Genomic DNA, 26,442 nt, shown 5'->3' with positions numbered 1-26,442 from the left:
CGAGACGCCGGGAAGGGCGTCGAGCCGCGGCGCGCATCACCTCGCGATGGGAGGTGCCTCGGACACGAGGACGCTGCCTGCGACTCGTCCACCAGAACATGTTGCGCGCGGCACTGTCGAATCGAGCGGTCCAGAAAGTTCGGACAAACCTTGGACACAGTGCATCCGGTGTGACGTGTCACACGGAGTCATGGGTGAAGGGTGACCCGCACCCACCGACGAAGGGACCCGACATGAAGCGCATGCTCGTTGCGACCTCGATCGCCGCACTCGCACTCCTCAGCTCCGCTGGCGCCGCCCAGGCAGCCCCCAACGACGCGGCCTGCTTCGGAGGGATCCACAAGGCCATCAACACCCAGAGCCTCCTGGGCCTGGACAACGTCGGACAGGCCGTCAAGGCCCTCGGTGGCCCGGGCAAGAACGCGACCGCCACGGCGGCCTGCGGGGGCTGACCGCTCGGCTCCCCCTGATCGACGAAGGGCGTCCTTGGTCCCCCGTGCCGGGGCGCCCTTCGTCCTGGGTGTCGTCGTGCCGCAGACTCGTTCGTAGTAGGTGTGGGGGCCACACGTGGTGGCCGGACACCGAGGAGACGAAGCGATGCCGCGCACCGAGCCCATGGCCCGCAGGATGTTCGACCTCATCGAACCGATCGCGCTGGTCAACTTCTTCGCAGACGAGCCCCACGAGGCCATGGCTGCGCTCGGCTTCAGCACCTACTGGGACGGCTACTTCGCCGGACGTTCGGCACCGCTCGGACGAGTCCCGGCCGAGGTCGTCGACGCCGCGTTCTACAACTTCGGCCCCGGCGAGGCGGCCCGCCACATCCCCCAGGTCTGGGAGACGACCACACCGGAAGCGGCGCACGCTGCTCGGCAGCAGGGGTGCGTGGCTGCGCTCGTCCGCATCCTCGGCGACCTCGTTCCTTCCCCTGGGCTGTCCCGCGCCGCCGATCTCCTGACCCGGGCCGCGGTGAGCGCACCGGTCGAGGGACGCGTGATGTACGCCGCCCTCCGCGCGCTGCCGGTCCCCGATGAACCGGTCGCCAAGCTCTGGCACGCCGCCAACATGCTCCGCGAGCACCGCGGCGACGGCCACATCGTCGCGCTGATGGCCGAGCAGATCGACCGCACCGAGTGCCACGTCCTCCTCGCCCTGGACTCAGGCATCCATCCACCCGAGACCTTCGGCCGGATCCACCACCCGCCCGAGCCCTACCTCGCGTCGGTGATGGCCGGACTGCGGGAGCGCGGGCTGGTCGACGCGTCCGGCCACTTCACCGACGCGGGTCGGGCGACGAAGGATCGGATCGAGGCGATGACCGATGCGCTTGCCGAGGCGCCGTACGCGCGGCTGGAGTCGGTCGTGGTCGACGAGCTCGTCACCGTGCTCGGGCCGATCACTTCCCGCCTGAAGACCGGCCTGGACACTCCTGGGTGAGCGCGGGTCAGTCGTCACCCTCCACGAGGGCGGTCCCCGTCAGCCAGTCGGCGCCGAGGAGCTGAGCGACGTCGGCGAGGCCGCCGGTGTCGCCGCCCACGGTGTCGGAGGCGGCAGCGATCCGCTCCACCATCACCCGGCCGACCTGCTCCTCCACCGTGCCCTCGGCGTAGGCGATGTGCCACGGCGAGACCTGGTGGTCGCGGTGGGTGCGCCCGGTCACCTGGCGCCCGGCTATGCCGGATAACCGTGCCTGGTGGAAGACGCCGACGCGTGGCTCCGTGCTCGCCTGCCTCCCGTCGGCGAGGGTCTCGCCGGCGTGCAGGCTGATCGAGGCCACGGTGGTGAACACGCAGACCTTCGCCTCCCCGGTCTGGAACCGGAGCCGCTCGGCCTCCGGGTCGAACCGGCCGCGGCCGTAGATCGACGCGACCTCGATGCCCGCGTCACGGAGCCGGTCGGCGATCGGGTCGGCCGCCGTGGCGACGAACTCGACCGAGCACGCGACCTGCCGCTCGGCCTCGACCTGCTGGGCGATCCAGGCGACCGTCGAGTCGACGCGGATCAGCCCGGCCTTCTGCCGGAAGCGCAGCAGCGCGGCCCGACCCTTGGCGATGCTGCGGCCGCGCCGGGCGATGTCCATCTCGCGGCAGAACTCGCCCCACTCGGCGTCGTACGCCGCCCGCTCCGCCGGCGTCAGCGCAACCGGCATGCCGGAGATCGGCACCGGCCCCCACGGCGCGGCGCGGTGCAGCATCGCCGGCGGCCGCTCCTCGTCGAGCCAGCCGCGGACGAGCTTGAGGTCCGCCGCGCGCCGGGCGGGGTCGGTGGTCCACGTCGCGCCGTAGCGTCCGCGCTCCACGCCGACTCCGTGCCGCTCGAGGGCGGTGGCGAAGACCTCCGCGGCCTTCGTTGCCGACGTCCACTCCTTCATCGGCTCGCCCAGCACTTGGGCGTAGGCCGGGGCGAGGTAGGGCAGCTCCAGCGGCGTGTGCCCGGGCGTCGCGGTGGTCGCGATGACGAACGGTGCCCGGTCATGGGGCTTGCCGTGCCCGGAGATCCGCGCCCACAGCTTCCACCGCTTGGTCGTCGTACGTCGCAGGGCGTGGGCCTCGTCCGCGATGATCACGTCCCAGTCGTGGTCCGTCACCTTGTCGAGTCGGTCCCACGTGATCACGACCCACTCCAGGCCACCGTTGCCGAGCGCCTCGATCGTGCGGCACCAGTGGCCGATCGTGATCGCCGCGGGACGGTCGGCGACGACCAGCACCCGCCGCGCACCGCGGAGGTCACCCACCGCGGTGGCGCCGAGCACGGCAGAGATCGTCTTGCCCACCCCCGGCTCGTCGGCCAGCAGGAACTGTCGCCCGCCTGCCTCGGCGCGCGCCGCGATCGCGTCGGCCGCCTCGAACTGGATCCGCCGCGGCTCGAGCGCCTCCGTCGGCTCGGGGTCGGGCGTCGGGTCGTCGGGGTTCAGGGTGTTCTCGAGGAACCGCCCCAGCGTGAAGGGCCCCGGCGCGTACGGCTCGAGGTGTGCGGGCAGCCTGCGCCCGACGTGCAGGTGCATCTTGGGGACCGGGTGCCAGGCCGCGCCCTCGACCTGCGTTCCGTACGGGACGTCGAGCACCCACAGCCGCTCCCCCGGGCCTACGACCGGGAGGGGCCTGGGCTGCTTCGTGTTGCCCCGGCGCCTGGTGGTGCCGCGCTTGCGAGCACTCGGGCGTCGGGAGCTGGGCACCTCCGGACGGTATCTGCGCGTGAGCGTCGTACGTCGTTGGCTCGCGGGGGTGCAGTGGGTCAGGGCAAGGGCGGCGGAAGGACGCGGGTCCGGTAAGGCGCCGGGTCAGGTTGCTGCGACAGTCGATGCGATGCACACGCCGAGACAGCTGAAGTAGACAACGCCCGCGAAGAGCGCATGAAACGCCACGCGCCGGGGCATCCGGCCTCGGAAGATCGCCGCGACGGCGACGGGATAGTTGCGACGCTTCGAGGTGCTCCCGGTCTGGCGGTGCACGCGCGCCAACAGCATCTTGTCGCCGTAGGTGTTGCCCACGGTGATGGCCGCGAACGCCGACCACGCGGGGACCAGGTTCCCGGTGACCACGAACGCGATCCACAGCCCGAGTCCGAGGGTCGATGCGGCCATGTGGGTAGAGACGGTTGGCACACCGCGGCGGCCGCCGTGCCACCAGGTGACCGCGAGCGAGGCACCCACGGAGGCCTGGACCACGAAGGCCACGAGGATGACGTACGTCATCATCCGAACCTACTACGAACATAGTGACTTGTCACTACGAACGTAGTGTTACGGTGCCCAGATGGCAACCACCAAGGACCGGGCGCTGCGCGCTGCAGTCGAGGAGGTGGGCGAGCACGGGATCCGTGCCCTGACGCACGCGCGTGTCGACGCCCGGGCCGGCCTGCCGAAGGGCTCCACCTCCAACTGGTTCCGCACCAGGGCTGCCCTGGTTGCCGGAGTCGTCGGCCATCTCGCTGACGAAGAGCGTGCCATGGCGCCCGTCAAGGAGGTCGCAACCGCGGAGGAGCTGATCGAGCTCATCTGCGCCATGGTCGAACGCGCCTCGGGTCCAGAGGCAGCTCGGACCCGCGTCCGGCTCGCGCTCTCCCTGGAAGCGGCCTACAGCCCCCATCTCCGCACCCCACTGCGGGAGCAGCGCGGCGCCTTCGTCGCGTGGGCCGCAGACCTGCTGGCGCAGGTCGGCGCCAGTCGGCCTGAGGAAGCCGCCCGGACGCTGCTTGCGTGTGCCAACGGACTTCTGTTCCACCGCCTCACGGTGGAGCCCGACGCCGAGATTCGCCCAGTGATCAAGCGCTGCGTCCGCGCGTGCCTCGAATGACGTCACTTGCCCGTCAGTCCGCCGACGCCCACTCCCAGAAGACGGCGAGCCCAAGACGCGGGCATGCGCGAAAGCCCCGTGGAATCAGACGCAGGGGGTCGACGCACTCACGACGGCAGATCCGCATGTCCCCAGGCGGCGAAGTGCCTACTCGGTGTAGACCCGTTCGTCGACCAGCTTCTCCGTGACGATCTGGCCGTTGGCGTCGAAGCGTCCGCAGTCGAGGTGCTTGCGAAACTCCACCTCGCCGCCGCTGTAGCCGGAGCGGTTCTTCTCAATGGTCACGACCGACCAGTCCTTGAAGTGTTCACCGTTGTTGGCGCCGTACATGAGGTGATGGCGCGCGACCACGTCGGCCTTGTTGCTCATGATCATCACCACGTCGGCCTCGTAGGCCAGAGCGGTGGAGCCGCGCATGTTGCGGGCCCGCATTCTGGTGCCTGGCTCGAGGCCGGCGCGGTCGGATGCGGAGATTGCGAGCACGGGGCACTCGAACTCGATGCTGAGGTCCTTGAGGCCCTCGGTGATTCGTGTGACTTTTTCCTCCTCGCCCAGGTGGTCGGGCGTGCAGACCTTCTGCAGGTAGTCGATGACCACGAGGGGCGCGACGCCGTGCTCGACCAGCACGTCCTTCACAGCGCCTGCGATCACGTCGAGCGTGGTCGCGGTGGCTGTGGACCGGTAGATGTACAGCCAGCCCGCGTAGCGGCTCACGGCGGTCAGCGCGTCGATGCCGCCGTCGTGCACGGCGAGACGCTCGGGCAGGCCGCCCGCAAGGGTGTCGGACTCCTCGAACGCGGCCCTCACCTGCCGCACGCTGACAGGCGTCGAGAGACTCGAGAACTCGGCGGTCTCCGCGGCCTTGGCGGCCTCGGCGGCCTCGGCGGCCTCGGCGGAGATGCACTTCTGCAACAGTGTCTCGGCCTCGAGCTCGAAGGACACGAAGACGACCGGCCGTCCCGAACGTGCCGAGCACCGAGCTATCTGCAGCACCAAGGTCGTCTTGCCCTCGCCTTGGGCACCGGCCAGCAGGTTGAGCGTGCCGGCGCGCAGTCCACCGTCGAGAGCCTCGTCGAGCAACGGAAACCCCGTCGGCCACAGTGGCGCCGCTGACTCGGGGTCGAGCAGACGACGGTCGACGCGCTCGAGGACGTCACTCGCGAGAGTCAGCTTCGGATCCACTATGGGATTTCAGCACGGCGCGAGCCACTGCGACGCGAAACTCAAGTTTTCGTCAAGAGAACGCCCTTGTGGCTACCGAGCGATGAACACGTGCGCCCGCCCATCCGCAGATCCGGATGTCCCCGACAGGCGACGGATGAAATGTTCACCCCACAGAACAAGACGCTCGCCCCTCCTACGTCCGCATCACGAAGCTCACCTTGTTGTCGGCATGGACGGTCATCGCATAGCGCGAGTCGTGGGCGAGGCGATGGTGACGTGGGCACAGGAGCCGGCCGTTGGTCAGGTCGGTCAGACCGCCACGGGACCAGGGATCGTCGTGGTGGGCGTGGCACCCGGACGCGGTGGTCTCGCAGCCCTTCGCGGTGCAGCCGCCGTCGCGCAGGCCGAGGGCGATGCGCTGAGCCTGGGTGAACAGCCGCCGGACGCGGCCGAGGTCGAGAGGCCGGGACTTCGCGCCCAGGACGACCGGGATGATCCCGGCCTCGCACGCCAGCCTGCGCGCCTGACCGGCCGACATCCGCGACCCGTCGTCGAGCAGTGCCGTCGCGTGCTCGCCCAGCAGGTCCTGCAAGGTCATCGTGACCACGACGGTGGCGTTCACCCCAGCGGTCTGCGGCGTCGCGTCGGACGGGTAACGCTCGACGTACTCGACAAAGGCCTCGCCGAGACGCCGGCGCAGCGGCTTCCAGTCGCCGGACTCGTCGCGGAGCTCGTCCTCGGTGTGGCGGGCGGGGTTGGCCAGCGCGAGCAGGTGGCGCTTGAACATCGCGCCCACGTGCGACGGCACCGTGAACTGGCCGCGGCAGCGCCCCTCGCCGTCGTCGGAGAGGACCAGGTCGACGCCGGCCATGGCACGGCGCTCCTCGTCCTCCAGCACCTTCGCCTCGTGCGACTCCCCCACCTCGGGTGCCACGGTGTCGAGGATCCGCTTGCCCAGCTGCTTGAGGTCGCGGGCGTCGTGCTGACGAGCGAGCTCCAACAAAGCGGCTCGAGCTCGGTCGCGGACCTCGTCATCCACGTGCGACGGAAGCGCATCGACCGCCTCCACGACCACCCGCGCCTGATCCACCCGCAGGGTGCCGTCAGCCAGCTGACGCGCCACCTCGCCGTGCCCCGGTGCGTCGAGGGCGACGCCCAACCTGGTGAGCCTGCCTGCCTCGGCCCGGGTCAATTGGCTGCGCCGGGCCCACCACTGGTGGGTGTGGCGCGCACCGACCGCATCTCCCAACCGGCGTCGGTCGGCCTCGGCGACTGCCCGGCACTCCAGGGAAGCGACCCGGCCAGCAGCCGAGGTCACCGCATCCAGCAGCCGGGCCACGTCGTCGTCCGTCAGTCCGCCGAACGCGAAGTCGGACAGGTCGCCCAGCACCGCGTCGAGACGACCGAGCAGCGCATCGACCACCGGCGACGAGCCGGCGCCCGGCACCGGCCATGCACTCACGCTCTCCGCCGGAACCGCACTCACGGGACAGACCTCCCCACGCCACCAAGGCGCGTCGACAACAGGTGGAGCGGCCTATGTCATGAGGTGTGTGCAGCCGGTGATCGGCTAGTCCGAAGGGCCCGAGCTCGCTGGCTCGAATCTGTTCCTCAACCTAGACGGACCCACCGACAGTGCCCTCCGCGATCCGCTTGATCGCCGCAAGCGTCTGTGGAATCCCCTCGTGCGCCAGCCGGGTGCGCTCGTCGATCTCGGCGCCGGCGCGGTCGCCGTACTTCTCCGCGAACATCGCCAGTCCGTCGGGCGTGAACTCCCACGTCTCGGTGAGCCGGGTGCCGTCGTCGTGCGGCTCCATGACGAAGCCCCACCGCACGAACGAGCCCCCGACGATCCAGGCGAACTCATGCCCGCGATCGGCCGCGACCACCTGCGAGCGGGTCTCCCAGGTGCGGTCCGGCAGCTCGTTGCGACCGGTGAACCACGCGCCGACGCGACCCGCCTCTGCGTCGTCCTCCCACCAGCACGCGGTGCAGACCGGGCTCCACTCACCGGTGCGGGCGATGTCGCTGACGAGGTCGTAGACCTCTTCCGGAGTGGCCGCGACGACCACCGAGCCCTGGTGGGTCCGTGCCTCGAGCTCCGTCATCCGCGCTCACTCCTCTGTCGTCGGCTGCCGCCGTGCCAGTCCTCCTGCTGCCCGACGCTGTCCGGATCCACGCCGAACCCGATCAGCTGCGGCCGCTCGCGCAGGCTGCGCTTCAGCTCCGCGAAGCCGGGGAAGCGCGCCAGGCCCACCACGTGGTCCCACAGCTCGACGGCCCGGTCCGGCTCGGGCAGCCGGCTGATCACCGGGCCGAAGAACGCCACCCCGTCCGGAGGCTCGAAGTGGATGATCGGCGTGCCCACGTCCTTGCCGGTCAGCGCCAGCGCCTCGTCCCCGTCCGCTCGGATCACGTCGTCCCACGACGGGTCGTCGAGCGCCTCGGCGAGGTCGATCGGCAGACCAGCCTCGCGCAGGATCGGCTCCACGAACCCTGCTGTGCCGCGCTGCTCGCGGTCGGCCTCCTCGTCGGCGGTGTCGGCGGGAGGCGAGTCGAAGATGTGGGCTCCGAGCGCTGCCTGCAGGGCGTCGACCGCATCGGCACCGTGCTCCTCGCGCGCCCGGGCGGCGACGCGGAGCAGGCGCAGGCCGGCGGTGTGCCCGGCCTCGTACTCCGGTGGGAAGTGGGCGTCGTAGTCGATGTGCTCGTTGATCAGGCGCAGCGAGATGAAGCGCCAGTCCACGGTGAGGCCGCGCTCGGCCTGCACCATCCGGATCCACTTGCTGGTCAGCCAGCAGAACGGGCAGACGGGGTCGAAGTAGAAGCGGATGTCGGCGGCGGTGTCGGCGGACTTCATGCGAACACCCCGGCCGGGAACGCGCCGTTGGTCAACGCCGTGGTGACCAGCGGCCGGCACAGCTCGGTCAGTCGCGAGGTGCCTGCCTCACCGAGGTGCTCCCACGGCCCGAACGCGCTCTCCTCCGTACGGCGCTCGATCGCCTTCCTGAGCGCCACCCCGCCCTCGGTGAGCAGTCCGTCCGACGTCATCACGCCGCGCTCCGCGAGCCCTGCCACGGTCGCCGACCACTCCTCGTCCGACCAGGCGCGGGTCGCCTGGGCGGCGGGCTGGGTGAAGCCCCTCCCGGTCGCCGTGTGGGTGACCAGGGCCTCGATGCCGCTCAGGTCGGCGCCGATCAGCGCGGCGACGTGCCCGTCCCCGCGGTGCTCGCGGAGCAGGGTGAGCGCGTGGAAGAGCACCATGTGCGGCTCGTCCGGCCACGGCAGGTCGGCGTGCGCCGCGTAGAGCGGCCGACCGGCGACGGTGCACCCGTCGGAGGCCGTACGGGCGAGGTCGGCGGCCTCCGCGACCTCGCCGGAGACCAGCGCGTCCTCGCCGAGGAGGCGGGCCAACGCCGCCGAGACGCCGCGGTAGCGGGCGGCCACCACGTCCTCCGGACTCGCCGCCTCCCACGCCGCGGGGATGAAGTGCGCGACCAGGGACGGGTTGAACACGTAGAAGGTCGCAGCCACCGGCCCCGCGCCGACGCGACCCATTGCCGCCGCACGCGAGGCGAAGTAGGTGGCGCGCCCCTTGCGCACACCGACACCGGTCACCTCCGTCTCGACCTCGGGGGCGAAGTAGCCCAGGGCGTGCAGGGGCTCGAGCAGGCGGGCAGTACGTCCGGCGAGGCGAGGGTCCATGCCCTCCTTCCTACCGTGTCGGCCTGAGCGGGGCACGGCAGGGCGGACCGGGCGGGGCCCCTAGGGTGGCGGCCGTGGTCGCCCGTCGCCACACCCCTATCCGTTGGAGGAACCCATGTGCCGCGTGCTCGCCTACATCGGACCGGAGACCCCCCTCGAGGGTCTGCTGCTCACGCCGTCGAACAGCCTCATCAACCAGGCGCTCGACCCCGAGCACTACCCGGACCTCCACCTGGCGGGATGGGGGTTCGCCGCCTGGAGCGAGCACCTGCTCAAGCCGGAGGACCCCTTCCTCTACCGCCGGCCCATGGCTGCGTTCTACGACGACAACGCCGCTCGGATCATCCCGAGCCTGCAGGCGAGCACGGTGCTCGGCCACGTGCGGGCAGCGGCGTACGACTCGCAGGTGGTGCTGGCCGACGAGAACTGCCACCCGTTCTCCTTCGACGAGACGCCGTGGGTCCTTGCCCAGAACGGCAACCTGCCGAGCTGGGTGTTGCTCCAGAGAGAGCTCCTGCAGCACTGCGAGGACCGCTACCTCACGCAGATGCGCGGGACCACGGACACGGAGTTCCTCTACGTGCTCCTGCTCTCGCTGCTCGAGGGCGACAGCGACGAGGACGTGCAGTGCGCGGTCGAGACGATGGTGCGGCTCATCGCGCAGGCGATGCAGGACCTGGAGCTGCAGGCGCTGACCAAGATCAAGATGGCCCTGGTGTCGCCGAACCGGATCATCGGGGTCAACACCGGGCTCGGGCACCACGGCGAGACGGACCCGGCCGGTGACTGGAGGAAGCTGCGCGAGGCCGGCCCGGGGACGGACGACTACGCCCTGTCGATGCTCCTGGAGCCGATGTACGTGCTCATGGGTCGCGACTTCGAGAAGGACGCGACGTCCTACGCCTTCGAGGAGTGCAGCGAGGAGGAGGCGACGGCTGCCATCTTCGCCTCGGAGGCACTGACGGACGACGAGGACGGCTGGTCGCACCTCGAGTTCGGCGAGATCGTGTTCCTGGCGAGGTCGGGAGACCGCGTCAGCCGGACCGTCAGGCGTCTGGAGGTCTAGGCGCTGGCGCCGGTGTCCGACCAGCCGAGGGCCGCGGCGGCGACGCGGCGACCCAGCGGCGCGGGGTCATCAGGAGCGCCGCGCAGGAGGCTGGTGAGGACCCCGTTGTAGACCATCGTCACGACGGCGACGATCTCGTCTGCCCGACCGGAGTCTGCGTCCTCGGCACACCTGTGGAGCCGCTCGTGCAGCAACGTGGTGTCGCGCGAGACGAGTCGTGCGGGCTCGTCGTCCGCGCCCGGTCGCTCGGAGGCCGTGGCCAGGAAGGTGCACCACTGGGTCGGGCCGGCCGCTGACCGGAAGGCGGTCACGGCGTCGAAGACGGCCAGCACGGCCTCTCGTGGAGTCTCCGCGGAGTCCACGTGGGCCTGCCAGACCTCGTCCCAGGCCTCGAGCCGCCGCGAGAGGACCGCGCCGACCAGGCCGTCCTTGCTCCCGAAGTGGGAGTACAGCGTCACGACCGAGACGCCGGCCTCGCGTGCCACGGCATCGATGCCCGTGACGGCGATGCCGTCACCGAAGAACAGTCGCTCGGCTGCATCGAGGGCCTTGGTTCGGGTGTCCGGGCGAGCCATGACGCTAGTGTAACGTGCGTTTCATGTTGGTGAAACGTACGTTTCAGCCTGAGGCGACGCGCGGAGTGGCCCTCACCGCAGCCGGCGTCCTGCTGGTCGCCTCGACCTACGGCATGGCGCGGTTCGGGGTCGGTCTGCTGCACCCGGCCATGGCCGTCGAGCGCCCCGGTGTCGCACGAGCGCTGCCGTCGGCGGGCGCGGCGCAGTTCGCGTCCTACTGCGTGGCCGCCGGCCTGGCGGGCTTCCTGGTCCCTGCCAGGTCCCGAGCAGTGGCGGGAGCCGCAGGAGTGGTGGCCGGACTCGGATGCCTGGGGCTCGCGCTCAGCACCTCGGCAGGGTGGTTCGTCGCCAGTGCGTACGTCAGTGGTGCTGGTGCCGGTCTCGCATCCCCGGCGCTGGTGGGGCTGCTCGACGCGGTGGTCCCCGAGCGGATGGCCGGCGCCGCGCAGGCGGTGGTGAACTCCGGCACCTCCGTGGGTGTCGTGATGACCGGCATGCTCGCCACTGCCGTCACGGCGCCCGGTCCCGCGTGGCTGCTGATGGCGGTCGCGTGCCTGGCCACCTGCGGCGCAGTCGTGGTCCTGAGCTCCGGTGCGACGGTCGTCGATGCCGCGACGGGCCCGGTCCGGCCGTCACGACGCAGCCCGGGTCGTACGGCCTCATGGGCGCTGCCGCTCACGCTGGCCGTCGGAGCCGGCGTCACCTCGGCGGCCGTGTGGACCTTCGGCCCCACCGTGGTCGTGGGACGCGGAGCACTCCAGCCGGAGCAGGTCGGGCTCCTGTGGACCGCACTCGGGGTGGGCGGGCTCGCCGGCGCGTTCGTCGCCGGGCCAGTGGCGCGTCACGGACCCACGAAGGCGTTCGTGCTGTGCACCGTCGCGCTGCTGGTCGGCTCGGTCGCGGTGCTGGCCCCGCGCGGCGACGAGGGGACGTGGCCCCTGGTCGGTGCGGCGTGCTTCGGTGCCGGCTACATGTCCATGAGCGGGGTGCTCATCCTCTGGGGTCGCCTCCTCGATCCGCGAGGTGGCGCTGCCGCCACCGCGTGGCTCTTCATCGCGCTGGCCGTCGGCCAGGCCGTCGGTTCGCACGCACTGGGAGCGGTGTTCGCCTGAGCCGGGCCCTCGTCAGGAGCGCTCGATCGTCGTCACCACGCTCGTCACCGACGGCCGCGCGGGGGTCGAGGAGAAGCCGAAGCGGCAGGGCGGGTCCACCGGCGCGAGCGAGCCCAGGTCGGTCCCCCGCCACGCGCCGGAGACGGACGTGACGGCGACGACGGAGGTCGCGCCGTACCACTCCCTGCGGTCGTTGCCCGCGGTCCCGCGCGTCCGCACGCCGCGCATCACGACGCGCGCGACCGGGTCGACCAGCCCGCACCAGACGGGCGCGGTCGCGACGCGAGACGGCACGAGGCCCAGAGCGACGCCCAGCGGCGTACGCCCTCCGACGACGAGACGCAGGGACAGCGAGGGCGTGGTCACCTGCCACCCGTCGGGGGTGTCCAGGACCGACACCGGCTCGATGACCTCCTCGTCGAACGAGTAGGTGGAGGCGACGAAGTCGCGCACCCGTTCCGACGGCGCGAGCAGGACGCGGTGGCCCGAGGCGTCCTCGAGCATCACGTCGGCGAACGACCCCCACGGCCCGTCGTCCCAGCGGCCAACGACGACGCGGATGCCGGACGTGCTGCCGATGCCGGCGATCCGGCCGGTGAAGCGCTCGCGGACGCGAGTCACTCGACCACCAGGCCAGCAGGGTCGCGCCCGTCGGCGGCGAGTCCGGACGCCACTCCGGCCCGGTCGGAGTCCGAGCGGTTCTGGCTGAGCTTCGCCTTCGCCTCCACGGACGAGATGACGACCTCGACGCCGACGATGGGGCGCAGGTTCTTCTCGATGTAGTCGTCAGGCGCGTCGCTGACGGCCCACGGCTCGTCGCGCGGGGACTCGTGACGGTCGGTGAGCCGGGTGACGAGCGCGTGCACCCACTCGGCGTCGTCGTGGACGACCACCGACCCGCGGAGGTGCACGACGGAGTAGTTCCAGGTCGGCACGACCTTGCCGTGCTCGGCCTTGGCTGCATACCAGCTCGGCGAGACGTACGCGTCCGGTCCGGTGACGATCGCCAGCGCCGGCGAATCGTCGACGATCCGCCGCCAGTGGGCGTTCGCGCGGGCGAGGTGCCCGACGAGCCGGTCGCCCTCCCACAGCACGGGCAGGAAGGTCGCGTCGGGCACGCCGTCCTCCCCCACCGTCACCAGCTGCGCGGTCGCGACCGCCTCGACGAACGGGCGTACGTCCTCGGCCTCCATCACGTTGAAGCGCGGGGTGTAGAGCGAGGCGTCGGGCATGCCCCCATCCTGCCCGTTGGGTCAGGCGGCTGTCGGTGGCAGGCGGCAGGATGGACGCATGCTGCTCGCCGAGCTCGTCGCCACCTCCGAGGAGGTCGCCGCCACCAGGTCCCGCAAGGCCAAGGTCGTCCTGCTCGCCGAGCTGCTCGGCCGCGTGGAGCCGGGCGAGCTCGAGGTCGTCGTGTCCTACCTCGGCGGCGCCCTGCGGCAGCGGCGTACGGGCCTGGGCTGGCGCGGCGTCTCCGACCTGCCCGACCCCGCCGAAGCCCCGTCGCTGGGGGTGCTCGAGGTCCACGAGTCGTTCGAGGCGATGTCTCAGCTGTCCGGCTCGGGGTCACAGCTCGCGCGCAAGCGGGCGGTCGACGACCTCTTCGGTCGCGCGACCGCGGCGGAGCAGTCGTGGTTGCGCGCCGTCGTCACCGGCAACCTCCGCCAGGGCGCGCTCGACGCCGTCACGCAGGAGGCCGTCGCGCAGGTGGCCGAGGTGCCACTGGCAGCCGTACGCCGTGCCGCGATGCTCGCGGGATCGACGGTCGCAGCCGCCGGGGCCGCGTTCGAGGGCGAGGAGGCCCTGGCAGCGATCGGGCTCGAGGTCGGTCGGCCGATCATGCCGATGCTGGCCTCCAGCGCGCCCGACGTCGCCGCGGCGATGGCGGGCCTCTCCCCCGACGGCGAGACCGAGGTCGCGATCGACGCCAAGCTCGACGGCATCCGGATCCAGGTCCACCGCGACGGCGACGACGTGCTGGTCGTGACCCGCAGCCTCGACGACATCACCGGCCGCCTGCCCGAGGTGGTCGAGGTCGCCCGCTCGCTGCCCGCCCGGCGCTTCGTGCTCGACGGCGAGGCGCTCGCCCTGTCCGAGGACGGTCGGCCGATGGCGTTCCAGGACACCGCGAGCCGCACCGCGCAGGACACCGCCAGAGAAGGGCAGAGGGCGGTGACGCCGCACTTCTTCGACCTGCTCCATGTCGACGGTCGCGACCTCCTCGACTCCCCCGGCCACGAACGCCTCGCCGCCCTCGACGCGCTCGTGCCCGAGCAGCACCGCGTCCGCCGCCTCGTGACCCGCGATGCCGCTGCCGCCGACGCCTTCGCCACCGAGACCGTCGCGGCGGGCCACGAGGGCGTCGTGCTGAAGGACCTGTCGGCTCCCTACGCCGCCGGCCGCCGCGGCTCGGCATGGGTGAAGGTCAAGCCCGTCCACACCCTCGACCTCGTCGTGCTGGCCGTCGAGTGGGGCTCCGGCCGGCGCGAGGGCTGGCTCTCCAACATCCACCTCGGCGCCCGCGACGAGTCGTCGGAGTCCGGGTTCGTGATGCTGGGCAAGACCTTCAAGGGGATGACCGACGAGATGCTCGCGTGGCAGACCGAGCGCTTCACCGAGCTCTCCACCTCTCCGGTCGACCGCAGCTCCTACGTCGTCCACGTCCGCCCCGAGCAGGTCGTCGAGATCGCCTTCGACGGCCTCCAGCGGTCCACCCGCTACCCCGGTGGTGTCGCGCTCAGGTTCGCCCGGGTGCTGCGCTACCGCGACGACAAGGGACCGGCCGAGGCGGACACGATCGAGACGGTCAGGTCCTACGTCACCTGAGGCCGCGGGTCCTACCCGCGACGTGCTGCAAGAAGGTATGCACGGTCCACACCGGGGTCACGGCTCTGCGCGAGAACTTTCGCGCGCACGCGTGACCACCTTCGCGCTCGTGCACCAGGAGTTGCACGATCGTCGGATCGTCACGACCGTGGCCGGGGCAGCCGGCAGCCCGCCACCGACAGGTCGAACCGCCGGTCGGCACCGACGCAGGTCGTGAGCAGCCAGGTCTGCTGGCCGTAGTTCATGTCCCGCTTCATGACGACCCGGCCACGCTTGCTCTCCTCGCAGGCCGAGTCGATGCACCGCCGTCCGCCGACGTAGCCGGTGTTCGCGATCCCGACGACCTCGCCGGTGTCGCGGGAGACGATCGGCGACCCGGAGTAGCCGCCGCGGATGCGGCACCCGTCGCGGGCGGGCAGCCGGATCGAGCGCTGCCAGTCCCAGGCGCGCTCGTGGAGCCGGTGGGCCGTCCCGGTGGTCGTGCAGGCACGCTGCTCGACCCAGTAGCCGGACGGGATCCGGATGCGGTCGCCCCGGGCCGGCCCGCGCGTGGCGAGGGTGAGCGGGATGACGCCTGCCGCCGCGAGGTCGGCGTACGACTCGCGGAGCTCGTAGACGGCGAGGTCGGTGCGATACATCGTGGCGTACGCCAACCGCGTGCCGCGGACCGTCGTCGCGACCTTGCCCGCTCCGTCGAGCAGCTCGATCCTCTTGAACTGCTTGACGTCCACGAGCGTCTCGCGCGCGCCGAGGAACGGGGACCGCACGCAGTGGCCGTTGGTGATCACCACGGCCGGGTCGGAGTCGATTGCCGACGCCCAGCGGACCACGGCGCCTGAGCAGCCGGGGAGGCGGGCCGTCCCCGTGAAGCGGCTGTCGGGGGCGGCGGCGCTTGCCGAACTGAGCGGCACGAGCAGCGCGCCCAGCAGCGCGGGAAGGAGGGCGAGCAGCAGGCGTCGGAGTCCGAGGGCGGCCATGCGGGCATCACACCACACCGGATCGCCGCCGGCCACGAGCGCGTCGCTCCCTAGACTGGCCGCCATGAGCACCGACCCGACGCGCGGGACGACCGCGGCCAGCGGCACCGCGGCCCGCCGGCGAGTCCGCGAGGCCGAGATCATCACGGCCACCCGTCGGCTCTTCGACGAGCGAGGTGTCCGCGACGCCCAGATCGAGGACATCGCGCGGTCGGTCGGCATCAACCGGGCGATCATCTACCGGCACTTCACCGGCAAGGAGGAGCTCTTCAGCCTCACGCTCGTGCAGTACCTCGACGAGCTCCGCGTCGCGCTCGAGGACGCCGCCGAGACCACCGACCAGCCCCGCGCACAGCTCGTCCGACTGGTCGAGGCCTTCGTCCACTACGGCCTGGCGCACCCCGCCTTCGTCGACTGCGCGCAGTCGATCATGCGCCGTCAGGGAGGCGACCTGCTCGAGGAGGTCAGCGAGAGCGCGATGTACCGACTCGGGCAGGCCATCAGCGGCTGCCTGTCCGTCCTCACCCGCACCATCGAGGCCGGCGCGACGAGCGGCGTCTTCCACGTCGACGACCCGGCACTGCTGGCCAACATGCTCTACGCCAGCGGGCTGGGCACCCTCCAGCTCGGCCGGGTGGCCATGCTCGTCAGTGAAGAGGCACCCGGCGTACCCCGGATCAGCCGGGTCACCGCCGAGCAGGTGCGCGACCACATGGTCGCGACCGCTCTCGCCGTGACCGCCGGAGCGCCCGCCGACGCCTGAGGATCAGCGCGACAGGTGCTTGGCGCGCGCGAAGCAGAACAGGCCGTAGGCCGCGATGCCCAGCGCGATCGCGGTGAGCAGGACCGGACCGAAGGGCTGCTCGAGCACGGTCTGCAGTGCCTGGTCGAGCCCGCCGGACTTCTTCGCCTCGTGGGTGATCGCGGCGTAGCCGAAGAGGCTGCCGACGATCGCGATGGAGACACCCTTCGCGATGTAGCCGACCTTGCCGAGGGTGACGTAGGCCGACCCGTCCTGGCCGGACTGGCCCTGGGCGTCGAGGTTCTCGCGGAACTTCTCGGTCCAGCCACGGATGATCAGCGAGATGCCGTAGCCGATTATCGCGAGCGCGGCCGCACCGACGAGCAGCTGGCCCCCGGACCAGTTCATGACCTGCGCCGTCATCGAGTCGGTGCCGCCCTTGCCGCCACCGTTGCCCGTGGCGGTCTTGAACGCGCTGTAGGAGATGACTCCGTAGATGACGGCCTTGCCGAGCGAGGTCGCGCGCTTGCGCCACCGCTTCTTCTCGTCCGACTCCTCCGGGTAGCCGAAGGCGAACTCCAGCACGCGCCAGACGACCAGGAAGAGCATCCCGATCGCGATCACCCAGACCAGGAACCCACCGAGCGGCTGCTGCGAGAGGTAGTGGAGGGCGCCGGAGTTGGAGGCCTGGTCCTCCTTCTCACCGAAGGCGAGCTGGAGGGCGAGCCACCCGACCAGCAGGTGCACGACGCCGTAGGTCACCAGCCCGATCCGGATGGCGTAGTCCATCCACTTGCTCTGGTGGACGGACTCGGCGGTGTCGGCGGGGGTGCTCATGCAGGTCAACCTAGGACGTACGACTGTTCACCCGCGAGGAGAGGTCACCCCTGCGAGTGACCGGATCAGACCGGGGGCTGGACGAGCGACGCGCGGTCGCGCATCACCGAGCCGAGCAGACCGTTGACGAAGGCCGGTGAGTCGTCGGTCGAGAGGTCCTGCACCAGGTGCAGCGCCTCGCTGACCGCGACCGAGTCCGGCACGTCCGCGTCGCCCCACAGCAGCTCGTAGACGCCGATGCGCAGGACGTTGCGGTCGACCGCGGGCATCCGCGCGAGCGTCCAGCTCCGGCTGTAGGTCGTCAGCACCTCGTCGATGCGGGACTGGTGCTCCACCACACCGCGCACGAGCGTGGCGGTGTAGTCGTTGGTCGGTCCCTCACCGGCCTCGATGGCGCGGTCGAGCGCCACGACGGGGTCCTCCGAGCGGAGCTCGGAGGCGAACAGGATGTCCAGCGCGCGCTTGCGGGCCTTGGAACGGGCAGCCACGTGGGGCGCTCAGGCCTTGACGCGGCCGAGGTAGGACGAGTCGCGCGTGTCGACCTTGACCTTCTCGCCGGTGGTGATGAAGAGCGGCACGGCGATGGTGTGACCGGTCTCGAGCGTCGCGGGCTTGGTGCCGCCGGTGGAGCGGTCGCCCTGCAGGCCCGGCTCGGTCTCGGCGATCAGCAGCTCGACGGAGGCGGGCAGCTCGATGAAGAGAACGCGGCCGTCGTTGGTGGCGACGATCGCCTCCTGGTTCTCCAGCATGAAGTTCTTGGCGTCGCCGACGACCTCCGGCGGGACCTCGAGCTGCTCGTAGGTGCTGTTGTCCATGAACACGTAGGACGAGCCGTCGTTGTAGAGGTACTGCATGGTGCGCTTGTCGACGTTGGCCGTCTCGACCTTGGTGCCGGCGTTGAAGGTCTTGTCGACGTTCTTGCCCGACTCGACGTTGCGGAGCTTGGTGCGCACGAACGCCGGACCCTTGCCGGGCTTGACGTGCTGGAACTCGACCACGGCCCAGAGCTGTCCCTCGATCCGGAGGACCATGCCGTTCTTGAGGTCGTTGGTGCTTGCCACGTGTCTGTCCGCCTTCGTCGCGAGTGTCTAGATGTCAACGGTGGCACCGGGGCTGGCCCGTGCCGACAGCAAAGTCTAGTGGTGGCCCACGAGAGCCATGAAATGCGCGGCCTGTGCCTCGGCGGTGCCCGGCGGGTTGCGGTGCCAGCTGCCGCTGCCGGGCACCAGCATGGCGAGCCAGAACGCCGCCCACAGCGGGCGGTAGGCAGCCATCCGCACCCGGTCCTCGGCGTCGAGCCCGACGGCGTCGGTCAGCGCGCGGTCGTCGTACACCCCGTGCAGGCGGCTGCCGAGGTGCTCGACGTGGTCGGCCAGCTCGTACGCCGGGTCGGTGAGGCCGCCGTCCTCGAAGTCGACGAGCCGGACCAACTGCCCGTCCCACAGCACGTTGGCGGGGTTGAGGTCGGCGATGCCGAGGACGGTCTGGCGCGGCTCGGGGAGAGGTGGGTCGCCCAGCCACTCGCGTGCGACCTCCCGCGCCGTCCGCACCAGCTCCGGGTCCTGGCAGTCGGACAGGTCGTGATGGTCGGCCAGCCGCGCGTGGATGATCGCCGGCGGATCGGCCGCCCCGCCGTTGCGCGGCCCGATGCCCGCGTCGGACACCGCCGCCAGCGGTACGTCGTACAACCGGCGCAGCGACGCTCCGAGGGCCTGCACCTGGCTGGCCGACAGCGGCCGCGGGGCGAGCGGCTCGCCGGGGAGCCGCTCCATGACGATGACCGGCGTCCGGCCGTCGTCGCGGCGGACCGGGCGGGGGGCGAGGCCCGGGGCGTGCTCGGCGAGGAGCGTCAGGATCGCCCACTCCCGCTCGGCCTCCGCCTCGTGGTCGGCGACGAACTCCTTGCGGACCTCGTGCTCCCCGATGGTCAGCCCGTGGGTCGACGTCTGCACCCGGCTACCGTGGCACACATGCGCATCACCATCTTCGGCGGTCACGGCAAGATCGCCCTCCTCCTCGCCCCCCTGCTCGTCGAGGCCGGACACGAGGTCACGTCGATCATCCGCAACCCCGACCACACCGCCGACGTCGAGGCGACTGGCGCGAGGGCCGTCGTGTCCTCGGTGGAGGACGCCGACGCCGACACCCTCGTCAGCCTGCTCACCGGCCAGGACGCAGTCATCTGGTCCGCCGGCGCCGGCGGCGGCAGCCCCGAGCGGACGTACGCCGTCGACCGTGACGCGGCGATCCGCTCGATGGACGCCGCGGTCGCCGCAGGCGTCGAGCGCTACGTCATGGTGTCGTTCTCCGGCTCGACCCGCGACGCGCTCGTGCCGGAGGACAACCCGTTCCGGCACTACCAGGACGCCAAGATCGCCGCCGACGAGCACCTGCGCGGCACCGAGATCGCCTGGACCGTCCTCGGCCCCGGCACGCTCACCCTCGAGCCCAGCACCGGCTCGGTCAACCCGGACGCGACCTTCAACGACGGCGACGTCACGTCGCGCGAGCTCGTGGCCCAGGTCGCGGCCGCGGTGCTCGCCGACGACCGCGCCTCCCGGAAGACCCTCGTCTTCGGCGACGGAGACGTGGCGATCGACGCGTGGCTCGGCGCGCTCTGAAGGTCAGGCGCGCTCCTTCAGCCGCGACCGCACCTCGTCTGCCGCGAGCCGCAGGTCCCGCCAGTCGATGACGGCGAGCCGCGCGGCTGACGCGAGCCTGCCCAGCTGACCGTCGGCGACGACCCACACGTCCTCGACGACCTCGGCCGGCGGCGTGATGTCACCGAAGCAGTCGTGCCACGACAGCTCCAGCAGGTCGAACAGGTCGAGCGCCGCAACGGCGTCCGCGCCGAACTCGAGAGCGGCACGACCGCGGTCGGCATCGCGGCGCTCGCGCCGGCTGATGCCGATCAGGGACGGCGGGACCCGACCCCCGCTGCCGGCACCCGCCGCCCCGTCCCGGACCATCATCGCGCTGGCCTTCGCGGCCGGACCATGCTGATCGTGTGCAGCAGCGCGTCCCGTCGCGCTGCACGGATCTCCCCCAGCTTGATCTCGCAGGCCCCGCACCGGCAGCTCGCGGCGCAGCACCTCGCGTCGCGGACCTCCGCCTCGAGCTGGTCCGCGTGCGCGCTCCTGCTCAGCACCGTACGCATGGTTCCCTCCCCGACCCCGCTCAGGATGCGGTGCCTGCGATCGAGTCTGCCGCCGCGCGGGGCCGTCCGGCATCGGCAGTACTACGGATATCCGGGCCTATCGGGGCGCACCGACAGCCCCGCGAGCCTGAGACACTCGGGCGATGGACCGCGGCCACCCACCACTGGACTTCCCGTTCTACGGCCTTCCGCCCACCTGGGTGGGACCACGCTGGGTGGAGAGCATCACCGGTCCGCTGGGACACCCGGCCGACGGCATCTGGCTGCGTCACGGATCGGCCCTGGTGCACGACGCCCGTTCGCCGTGGCTCCGGGTGGGCACGCTCCGGGGTGACCGCTTCCCCGGGGCCTCCCGCGAGTCCCGCACCGCCTTCAGCGCCCTGCTCGCCCTGGTCGACGCGACGATGCCGAGCCCGGCCGACCGACCGCCGGACTACACCGAGAGGGTCGGTGACGTCGTGGCCGAGCACGCCGACCGGCACGCCTCGTGGCGCACGGTGACCTGGTCCGTTGACGGCGCACCGGTGACCGCCTCGATGACCACGTGGGCGGGCGGCTGGGCGGCTTTCGCGACCCTGCCGTCGGTCGACGTCGCGGTCGTCGGCCACCTGGTCGACCCCGCCGGCCTCCACCTGGCGGAGGTCGCCGACTCCGCCGCCTACCACTTCGACCTGCACGCGGGGCCGGTGTTCCCCATCACGGTCGAGGAGTCCCGACGGGCCGCCGGCGTCGATCCGGGCGCCGGCGACGACGTCTGGTGGCCCGCCCACGAGGACCACACCCACGCGATGACCTAGAGGTCGACCTCGCCGACGATCCGGGTGACGGCGTCACCGGACACCCACACACGGTCGCCGTCCGCCTCGATCCGCACCCGGCCCTCCCGGCCGATCACGCTCCCCTGCCGCGACGTGTACGACGTGGGCAGCGCGCCGGTCCCGATCAGCCACTGGGCGAGGCCGGCGTTGGCCGAACCCGTCACCGGGTCCTCGGCGAAGTCCCGGCCGTCGGCGAAGAACGCCCGCACCTCGACGTCCGCACCCAGCTCGGCTGAGTGCACGTCACCCCAGCGGCCGAGCACAGTGACCTTGAGGTCGGTGAAAGCGGCGATGTCGGGGACCACGGCGAGGACGGCCTCCGCGGAGCCGAGGTCGACGCCGACCCAGCCGGGTCCGTTGTCGATCCACGCCATGTCCTGGACCGCGGCGTCGTCGATGCCGAGCCCCGTGACGATCCGCGTGCGCAGGTCGCCCTCGACCGGGCCCGAACGCACCAGGGGCGGTGCCGTGAAGCCGAGCCGCGGGGAGCGGCGTACGTCGACCAGGCCGGCGCCGCACTCCTGCACGATCGTGTCCCCCCGGGGCACGCCCCCGGCCTCGAGCCAGGCGTGAGCGCTGCCGATCGTCGGGTGGCCGGCGAAGGGCAGCTCACCGGCCGTGGTCCAGATCCGCACGCGGTAGTCAGCACCGGAGTCCGTCGGCGTGCACAGGAAGGTGGTCTCGGAGAGGTTGGTCCAGCGCGCGAAGCGCCGCATCTGCGCGTCCGTCAGCCGGTCGGCGTCGTGGACGACCGCGAGCGGGTTGCCGAGCCACGGCTCGGCGCTGAAGACATCGACCTGGCGGAAGGGCAGCACCCGCCCATCAGATCAGACGTGCGCAGCCCATCGCCTGGACGCCTCGTCGGCAGCGGCCGAGACGAGGGCGGCGAGCTCCGGGCGGTCGGGCACCGGGAAGGAGACGTACGCCCCTCGTCCCCCGGCGACCGGACGCCCGTAGGCCTTCGCCGCCAGCGACCCGTCGGGGAGCATCCGGATGGTCAGGGACTGGAGCTCGAACTCCTCGTCCCGGCGGGTGTCGCGCCACCGCAGGTCCTCCGGGACGGCCACGTTGATCGCCATCGCGCTGATCTCGACTGGTGCCTCCATGCCCCGATCGTCCCACCCGCGGACGTCATACGGACGGGGCAGGCGTATGCCCCCTCCGTATGACGTCCGAGGGAGGCTCAGTCGGCGAGGTGGGCGAGCGCCTGCCGGTAGCCGTCGATGCCCTGCCCGGCGATCGTCAGGACGGCGTGCGGCTCGACGACGGAGGTGTGGCGGAACTCCTCCGGCCGCTGCTTGGGGTCGGAGATATGCACCTCCACGAGCGGTGCGGTGAGCTGGGCGCAGGCGTCCCACAGGGCCAGCGAGTAGTGCGTCCAGGCGCCTGCGTTGAGCACCACGCTGTCACCGTCGTCGGCGGCGGTGTTGAGCCAGTCGAGGAGCTCACCCTCGTGGTTGGTCTGGCGCACCTCGACGTCGAGCCCGAGGTCGCTGCCCCACTCGACGCACTGGTGCGCGAGCTCGGCGTGGGTGGTCGAGCCGTAGATCTCCGGCTGACGGCGGCCCAGCCGGCCGAGGTTGGGGCCGTTGAGGACGAGGACCTTCATCGGGGCAGCGTAGTTCCTCGCGCGCTCCGCACGACGTCGGTGTCCGGGAGGGTGACGGGGGCCCAGTCCGTGGGCGGGCGCCAGACGATCCACTCCTCGTCGAGCGGCCAGTCCCGTCCCGCGACCAGGTCGGCACGCGCCCACGAGGCGGCCGCATGGATCTCGTCAGCCTGGGCCTGTGTGTAGCGCCCGGCTCGGACCGCAGCCTCCACCTCGTCGGCGTCCTTGAGCCACAGCTCGCCGTCGGGGTCCAGCCAGAGGTCGAGCGTCAGGTCACGCGTGGCGGTCTCACTGCCACGTCGCGTGTGCGGCAGCTCGAGGTTCACGTAGTGGCCGGCGAAGCTCCCGTCGTCCTCCCAGAACAGCCACACCGACCACGGCCTTCCGGTGGGCGCGATCCGCAGCACCCCGCCGCCGCGCCAGCGCTGGACGACCGGCGCACGCTCGACAGCGAAGCGGTCGGCGAGCGGCACGTCACGGACCGACCGGCCGTCCGCAGGGTGCCACGCGACGGTCTCTGCGTCCTCGGCCAGCCAGGCCACGAGGCCGCGCTCGTCGTCGCGCACGACCCGCATCGGGTCGATGCCGCGACCGTAGAGCCACATCACCGGGTCTCCGGGTGCCAGGAACGGCGCACTGCCTGCCGGCGTCCAGCCCATCCCCACGTTGCGCTCCGGCTCGAGCAGGGTGAGGTCCACGGGCCGCGCTGTCGCGGCTCCGACGAGCCGCTGCATGGTGCCACCGGACTCGGAGACCTGGACGTCGTCGCTCGGATCGGGTTCGGTCACCCGGCGGAGGCTAGCGCGGCGTAGGCCGCCCGCAGGTCCGCCTCGCTCGGCCCGGCGAGGATCCGCGGCGACGCGAGGTCGTCCAGCACGACGAAGCGCAGCTGCGAGCCGCGCGCCTTCTTGTCGATCTTCATCGCTGCGTGCAGGTCGTCGAAGGAGGCAGCGTCGTACGACGTCGGCAGCCCGACGCGGCCCAGCGCGGCGCGGTGCCGCTCGACCAGGGCCGGGGCGAGCGACCCGGCGCGCGCGGCCAGCTCGGCGACGTACACGCAGCCGATGGCCACCGCCTCGCCGTGGCGGACCGTGTAGTCGCTGGTGCGCTCGATCGCGTGGGCGAGGGTGTGGCCGTAGTTGAGCACCTCGCGACCCGGGTGCCCGTCCCGGCCGCCGGTCTCCTTGAGGTCGCCGACCACGACGTCGACCTTCACGCGGATGGCGCGCTCGACGAGCTCGCGCAGCTCGGCGGAGTCGTGCGTGAGGGCGGCCGGGTCGGAGCGCTCGACGAGGTCGAGGATCGCCGGGTCGGCGATGAAGCCGCACTTGACGACCTCACCGAGCCCGGCGACGAGCTCCTCGCGCGGCAGGGAGGCCAGCACGGAGAGGTCGCACAGCACGCCGGCGGGCTCGTGGAAGGCGCCGACGAGGTTCTTGCCCGCGCCGGTGTTGATGCCGGTCTTGCCACCGACCGCGGCATCGACCATCGCGAGCAGGGTCGTGGGCACGTGGACGACGCGGACGCCGCGCAGCCAGGACGCGGCGACGAAGCCGCCGAGGTCGGTGGTCGCTCCCCCGCCGATCGTGACGACCGCGTCGGACCGGGTGAACCCCGCCTCGCCGAGCGCCTCCCAGCAGTCCGACGCCACCGGCGCGGTCTTGGCGCGCTCCCCCGCGGGCAGGCCGAGGGCGAGGACGTCGTAGTGCTCGACGAGCTCGTCGACGACCGGGTCGGCCAGCGCGCCCAGCGAACCGGCGTACAGCACGGCCACCCGCTCCACCGACTCGCCCAGGATCCCGGGCAGCCGGCCGGAGAGGCCGTGGCCGACGACGACGTCGTAGGGCGAGGCGCCGCCGACGTGAAGGACGGTGTCGTCAGTCACCGATCAGCTCTCGGATCTCCGCGGCCACCTCGTCGGGCGTGCGGTCGTCGGTCTCGACGACGTGGGTCGCCACCGACTCGTAGACGGGGGTGCGCTCGTCGAGCAGCGCCTTGATCCGCGAGCGCACATTGCCGAGCAGCAGCGGCCGGCCGACACCCAGCCCGACCCGCTTGACGGCGTCGGTCAGACCGACGCGCAGGAACACCACAGGCAGGTCGGCCAGCAGGGCGCGGCTCTCGGGCCGCAGCACGGCGCCGCCACCGAGGGCCAGGACGCCCTCGTGCTCGGCGACCGCGGCCGCCACGGCGGCCGCCTCGAGCTCGCGGAAGGCGTCCTCGCCCGACTCGACGAAGATGTCGGAGATCTCGCGACCGGTGGTCGCCTCGATGTCGGCGTCGGTGTCGCGCACCGGGACGCCCCAGGCCTCGGCGAGGAGCCCGGCCACGGTCGTCTTGCCGGCGCCCATCGGCCCGACCAGCACCACGCGAGGGGGCATCAGCGGTACCGCAGCGTGTCGAGGTAGGACTCGACGTTGCGCCGGGTCTCCTGCACCGAGTCGCCGCCGAACTTCTCGACGACGGCGTCCGCGAGCACCAGCGCGACCATCGCCTCGGCGACGATCCCGGCGGCGGGGACGGCACACACGTCGGAGCGCTGGTGGTGGGCGACGGTGGCCTCACCCGTCGACACGTCGACCGTGCGCAGCGCCTTGGGCACGGTCGCGATCGGCTTCATCGCCGCCCGGACCCGCAGGATCTCGCCCGTCGACATGCCGCCCTCGGTGCCGCCGGATCGACCCGACGTCCGCCTGAGGCCCTCGTCGGTCGGAACGATCTCGTCGTGGGCGAGCGAGCCGGGGGTGTCGGCGAGCTCGAAGCCGTCACCGACCTCGACCCCCTTGATCGCCTGGATGCCCATCAGCGCCTCCGCCAGCTTGGCGTCGAGGCGACGGTCCCAGTGGACGTGCGAGCCGAGGCCCGGCGGCAGTCCGTGGACGACGACCTCGACGACGCCACCGAGGGTGTCACCGTCCTTGTGGGCCTGGTCGATGCGCGCCACCATCGCCGCGCTCGCCTCGGGGTCGAGGCAGCGGACCTCGTCGGCGTCGAGGCGCGCGACGTCGTCGGGAGCCGGTACGACGCCCGCGGGCGCCTTGACGCCGCCGAGGGAGACGACGTGCGAGACGATCCGCGCGCCGACGACCTGCTCGAGGAAGTTGGAGGCCACCCGGCCCAGCGCCACCCGCGCCGCGGTCTCCCGGGCCGAGGCGCGCTCGAGGATCGGGCGCGCCTCGTCGAAGGCGTACTTCTGCATGCCGACGAGGTCGGCGTGGCCGGGTCGGGGCCGCGTGAGCGGGGCATTGCGAGCCAGCGCCTCGAGCTCCACCGGGTCGACGGGATCGGCCGACATGACCTTCTCCCACTTCGGCCACTCGGTGTTGCCGATCTCGATCGCGACCGGGCCGCCCTGGGTCTCACCGTGGCGGACGCCGCCGAGCACGCGGATCGCGTCCTGCTCGAACTTCATCCGCGCACCGCGGCCGTAGCCGAGCCGGCGCCGCGCGAGCGAGTCGGCGAGGTCGTCGGTCGTGACGCGGACGTGGGCGGGAAGCCCCTCGAGGATCGCCACCAGGGAGGGACCGTGGGACTCGCCTGCCGTGAGCCATCGGAGCAT

The 26,442-nt window shown here is 71.8% G+C and carries 32 protein-coding genes; 9 read left to right on the top strand and 23 right to left on the bottom strand.

Translation table 11 applies throughout. The annotated features are described in order from the left end of the window. Positions 1-233: 233 nt before the first annotated feature. Positions 234-452: a hypothetical protein gene (locus EUA06_RS03050; protein WP_129473509.1), complete on the top strand. Its 219-nt coding sequence runs from the start codon at positions 234-236 to the stop codon at positions 450-452. A gap of 145 nt (positions 453-597) precedes the next feature. Beyond that, complete coding sequence (locus EUA06_RS03045) at positions 598-1,437, top strand: SCO6745 family protein (RefSeq protein ID WP_242497928.1); 840 nt, start codon at positions 598-600, stop codon at positions 1,435-1,437. A 7-nt stretch (positions 1,438-1,444) separates the two neighbouring features. On the opposite strand, the gene EUA06_RS03040 is transcribed toward EUA06_RS03045, so the two are convergent. Then, the gene (locus EUA06_RS03040) at positions 1,445-3,175 is read right to left on the bottom strand and encodes a DEAD/DEAH box helicase (protein WP_129473508.1); all 1,731 of its coding nucleotides are present in this window, start codon (positions 3,173-3,175) and stop codon (positions 1,445-1,447) included. A gap of 105 nt (positions 3,176-3,280) precedes the next feature. Continuing rightward, positions 3,281-3,694, bottom strand: a complete 414-nt coding sequence (locus EUA06_RS03035) for a hypothetical protein (protein WP_129473507.1) — start codon at positions 3,692-3,694, stop codon at positions 3,281-3,283. Positions 3,695-3,755: 61 nt separating this feature from the next. On the opposite strand from EUA06_RS03035, the gene EUA06_RS03030 reads away from it, so the two are divergent. Beyond that, a complete protein-coding gene (locus EUA06_RS03030) occupies positions 3,756-4,295 on the top strand; it encodes a TetR/AcrR family transcriptional regulator (RefSeq protein ID WP_129473506.1) in 540 nt (179 codons plus the stop codon). A 147-nt stretch (positions 4,296-4,442) separates the two neighbouring features. On the opposite strand, the gene EUA06_RS03025 is transcribed toward EUA06_RS03030, so the two are convergent. The 5 genes from EUA06_RS03025 to EUA06_RS03005 form a co-directional block, all read right to left on the bottom strand. Then, positions 4,443-5,477, bottom strand: a complete 1,035-nt coding sequence (locus EUA06_RS03025; protein WP_165354234.1) for a DnaB-like helicase C-terminal domain-containing protein — start codon at positions 5,475-5,477, stop codon at positions 4,443-4,445. Positions 5,478-5,652: 175 nt separating this feature from the next. Then, a complete protein-coding gene (locus tag EUA06_RS03020) occupies positions 5,653-6,921 on the bottom strand; it encodes an HNH endonuclease signature motif containing protein (protein WP_165354233.1) in 1,269 nt (422 codons plus the stop codon). Positions 6,922-7,075: 154 nt separating this feature from the next. After that, positions 7,076-7,567: an SRPBCC family protein gene (locus EUA06_RS03015; RefSeq protein WP_129473503.1), complete on the bottom strand. Its 492-nt coding sequence runs from the start codon at positions 7,565-7,567 to the stop codon at positions 7,076-7,078. Then, positions 7,564-8,319 carry a mycothiol-dependent nitroreductase Rv2466c family protein gene (locus EUA06_RS03010; protein WP_129473502.1) on the bottom strand — a complete coding sequence of 252 codons (756 nt, stop codon included), beginning with the start codon at positions 8,317-8,319 and terminating at the stop codon, positions 7,564-7,566. Before EUA06_RS03010 ends, EUA06_RS03015 begins: the two co-directional genes overlap by 4 nt. Continuing rightward, a complete protein-coding gene (locus EUA06_RS03005; RefSeq protein WP_129473501.1) occupies positions 8,316-9,164 on the bottom strand; it encodes an SCO6745 family protein in 849 nt (282 codons plus the stop codon). Before EUA06_RS03005 ends, EUA06_RS03010 begins: the two co-directional genes overlap by 4 nt. Positions 9,165-9,279: 115 nt before the next feature. On the opposite strand from EUA06_RS03005, the gene EUA06_RS03000 reads away from it, so the two are divergent. Beyond that, the gene (locus EUA06_RS03000) at positions 9,280-10,230 is read left to right on the top strand and encodes a class II glutamine amidotransferase (protein ID WP_129473500.1); all 951 of its coding nucleotides are present in this window, start codon (positions 9,280-9,282) and stop codon (positions 10,228-10,230) included. Here EUA06_RS03000 and EUA06_RS02995 read toward each other — a convergent pair. After that, entirely contained in the window at positions 10,227-10,805 is a 579-nt protein-coding gene (locus tag EUA06_RS02995; protein ID WP_129473499.1) for a TetR/AcrR family transcriptional regulator, read from the bottom strand. The two genes, EUA06_RS03000 and EUA06_RS02995, sit on opposite strands and share 4 nt — an antisense overlap. Before the next feature lie 65 nt (positions 10,806-10,870). Here EUA06_RS02995 and EUA06_RS02990 point away from each other — a divergent pair, with 65 nt between their 5' ends. After that, entirely contained in the window at positions 10,871-11,917 is a 1,047-nt protein-coding gene (locus EUA06_RS02990; RefSeq protein WP_129473498.1) for an MFS transporter, read from the top strand. A gap of 12 nt (positions 11,918-11,929) precedes the next feature. Here EUA06_RS02990 and EUA06_RS02985 read toward each other — a convergent pair whose 3' ends face one another. Further along, on the bottom strand, positions 11,930-12,538 hold the full coding sequence (locus EUA06_RS02985) for a type 2 periplasmic-binding domain-containing protein (protein ID WP_129473497.1): 609 nt from the start codon (positions 12,536-12,538) through the stop codon (positions 11,930-11,932). After that, positions 12,535-13,149: an FMN-binding negative transcriptional regulator gene (locus EUA06_RS02980; RefSeq protein ID WP_165354232.1), complete on the bottom strand. Its 615-nt coding sequence runs from the start codon at positions 13,147-13,149 to the stop codon at positions 12,535-12,537. Before EUA06_RS02980 ends, EUA06_RS02985 begins: the two co-directional genes overlap by 4 nt. A gap of 58 nt (positions 13,150-13,207) precedes the next feature. Between EUA06_RS02980 and EUA06_RS02975 the strand changes: the two genes are divergently transcribed. Then, entirely contained in the window at positions 13,208-14,743 is a 1,536-nt protein-coding gene (locus EUA06_RS02975; protein WP_129473496.1) for an ATP-dependent DNA ligase, read from the top strand. A 140-nt stretch (positions 14,744-14,883) separates the two neighbouring features. Here EUA06_RS02975 and EUA06_RS02970 read toward each other — a convergent pair whose 3' ends face one another. Then, positions 14,884-15,720, bottom strand: coding sequence for a S1 family peptidase (locus EUA06_RS02970; RefSeq protein WP_165354231.1), 837 nt, complete (start codon positions 15,718-15,720; stop codon positions 14,884-14,886). A gap of 64 nt (positions 15,721-15,784) precedes the next feature. Here EUA06_RS02970 and EUA06_RS02965 point away from each other — a divergent pair, with 64 nt between their 5' ends. Then, entirely contained in the window at positions 15,785-16,483 is a 699-nt protein-coding gene (locus tag EUA06_RS02965; RefSeq protein ID WP_129473494.1) for a TetR/AcrR family transcriptional regulator, read from the top strand. A 3-nt stretch (positions 16,484-16,486) separates the two neighbouring features. Here EUA06_RS02965 and EUA06_RS02960 read toward each other — a convergent pair whose 3' ends face one another. The 4 genes from EUA06_RS02960 to EUA06_RS02945 form a co-directional block, all read right to left on the bottom strand. Further along, positions 16,487-17,299, bottom strand: a complete 813-nt coding sequence (locus EUA06_RS02960) for a DUF1206 domain-containing protein (protein ID WP_129473493.1) — start codon at positions 17,297-17,299, stop codon at positions 16,487-16,489. Between the two features lie 65 nt (positions 17,300-17,364). Next, complete coding sequence (nusB, locus tag EUA06_RS02955; RefSeq protein ID WP_129473492.1) at positions 17,365-17,787, bottom strand: transcription antitermination factor NusB; 423 nt, start codon at positions 17,785-17,787, stop codon at positions 17,365-17,367. Between the two features lie 9 nt (positions 17,788-17,796). Continuing rightward, a complete protein-coding gene (efp, locus tag EUA06_RS02950; protein ID WP_129473491.1) occupies positions 17,797-18,360 on the bottom strand; it encodes an elongation factor P in 564 nt (187 codons plus the stop codon). 75 nt (positions 18,361-18,435) lie between these two features. Beyond that, entirely contained in the window at positions 18,436-19,251 is an 816-nt protein-coding gene (locus EUA06_RS02945; RefSeq protein ID WP_165354230.1) for an aminoglycoside phosphotransferase family protein, read from the bottom strand. 18 nt (positions 19,252-19,269) lie between these two features. On the opposite strand from EUA06_RS02945, the gene EUA06_RS02940 reads away from it, so the two are divergent. Further along, complete coding sequence (locus EUA06_RS02940) at positions 19,270-19,920, top strand: NAD(P)H-binding protein (RefSeq protein WP_129473489.1); 651 nt, start codon at positions 19,270-19,272, stop codon at positions 19,918-19,920. Between the two features lie 3 nt (positions 19,921-19,923). Here the strand turns inward: EUA06_RS02940 and EUA06_RS02935 are convergent, their stop codons facing one another. Beyond that, positions 19,924-20,271: a hypothetical protein gene (locus EUA06_RS02935; protein ID WP_129473488.1), complete on the bottom strand. Its 348-nt coding sequence runs from the start codon at positions 20,269-20,271 to the stop codon at positions 19,924-19,926. Between the two features lie 328 nt (positions 20,272-20,599). Here EUA06_RS02935 and EUA06_RS02930 point away from each other — a divergent pair, with 328 nt between their 5' ends. Next, the gene (locus EUA06_RS02930; protein ID WP_129473487.1) at positions 20,600-21,253 is read left to right on the top strand and encodes a hypothetical protein; all 654 of its coding nucleotides are present in this window, start codon (positions 20,600-20,602) and stop codon (positions 21,251-21,253) included. Here the strand turns inward: EUA06_RS02930 and EUA06_RS02925 are convergent. The 7 genes from EUA06_RS02925 to aroC form a co-directional block, all read right to left on the bottom strand. Then, on the bottom strand, positions 21,250-22,089 hold the full coding sequence (locus EUA06_RS02925) for a PhzF family phenazine biosynthesis protein (RefSeq protein ID WP_129473486.1): 840 nt from the start codon (positions 22,087-22,089) through the stop codon (positions 21,250-21,252). The two genes, EUA06_RS02930 and EUA06_RS02925, sit on opposite strands and share 4 nt — an antisense overlap. A gap of 12 nt (positions 22,090-22,101) precedes the next feature. Further along, complete coding sequence (locus EUA06_RS02920; protein ID WP_129473485.1) at positions 22,102-22,380, bottom strand: hypothetical protein; 279 nt, start codon at positions 22,378-22,380, stop codon at positions 22,102-22,104. A 77-nt stretch (positions 22,381-22,457) separates the two neighbouring features. Next, a complete protein-coding gene (locus EUA06_RS02915) occupies positions 22,458-22,883 on the bottom strand; it encodes a type II 3-dehydroquinate dehydratase (RefSeq protein ID WP_129473484.1) in 426 nt (141 codons plus the stop codon). Continuing rightward, positions 22,880-23,671, bottom strand: coding sequence for a ribonuclease FAU-1 family protein (locus EUA06_RS02910; protein WP_129473483.1), 792 nt, complete (start codon positions 23,669-23,671; stop codon positions 22,880-22,882). The genes EUA06_RS02915 and EUA06_RS02910 overlap by 4 nt, the downstream gene beginning before the upstream one ends. Beyond that, positions 23,668-24,768 carry a 3-dehydroquinate synthase gene (gene aroB, locus EUA06_RS02905; RefSeq protein ID WP_129473482.1) on the bottom strand — a complete coding sequence of 367 codons (1,101 nt, stop codon included), beginning with the start codon at positions 24,766-24,768 and terminating at the stop codon, positions 23,668-23,670. Before aroB ends, EUA06_RS02910 begins: the two co-directional genes overlap by 4 nt. Next, positions 24,761-25,264: a shikimate kinase gene (locus EUA06_RS02900; RefSeq protein WP_207208169.1), complete on the bottom strand. Its 504-nt coding sequence runs from the start codon at positions 25,262-25,264 to the stop codon at positions 24,761-24,763. Before EUA06_RS02900 ends, aroB begins: the two co-directional genes overlap by 8 nt. Then, positions 25,264-26,442, bottom strand: coding sequence for a chorismate synthase (gene aroC, locus EUA06_RS02895; RefSeq protein ID WP_129473481.1), 1,179 nt, complete (start codon positions 26,440-26,442; stop codon positions 25,264-25,266). The genes EUA06_RS02900 and aroC overlap by 1 nt, the downstream gene beginning before the upstream one ends.

This window comes from Nocardioides glacieisoli (assembly GCF_004137245.1).
Taxonomy (GTDB): domain Bacteria; phylum Actinomycetota; class Actinomycetes; order Propionibacteriales; family Nocardioidaceae; genus Nocardioides; species Nocardioides glacieisoli.
This window is presented reverse-complemented; position numbering and strand designations above follow the sequence as displayed.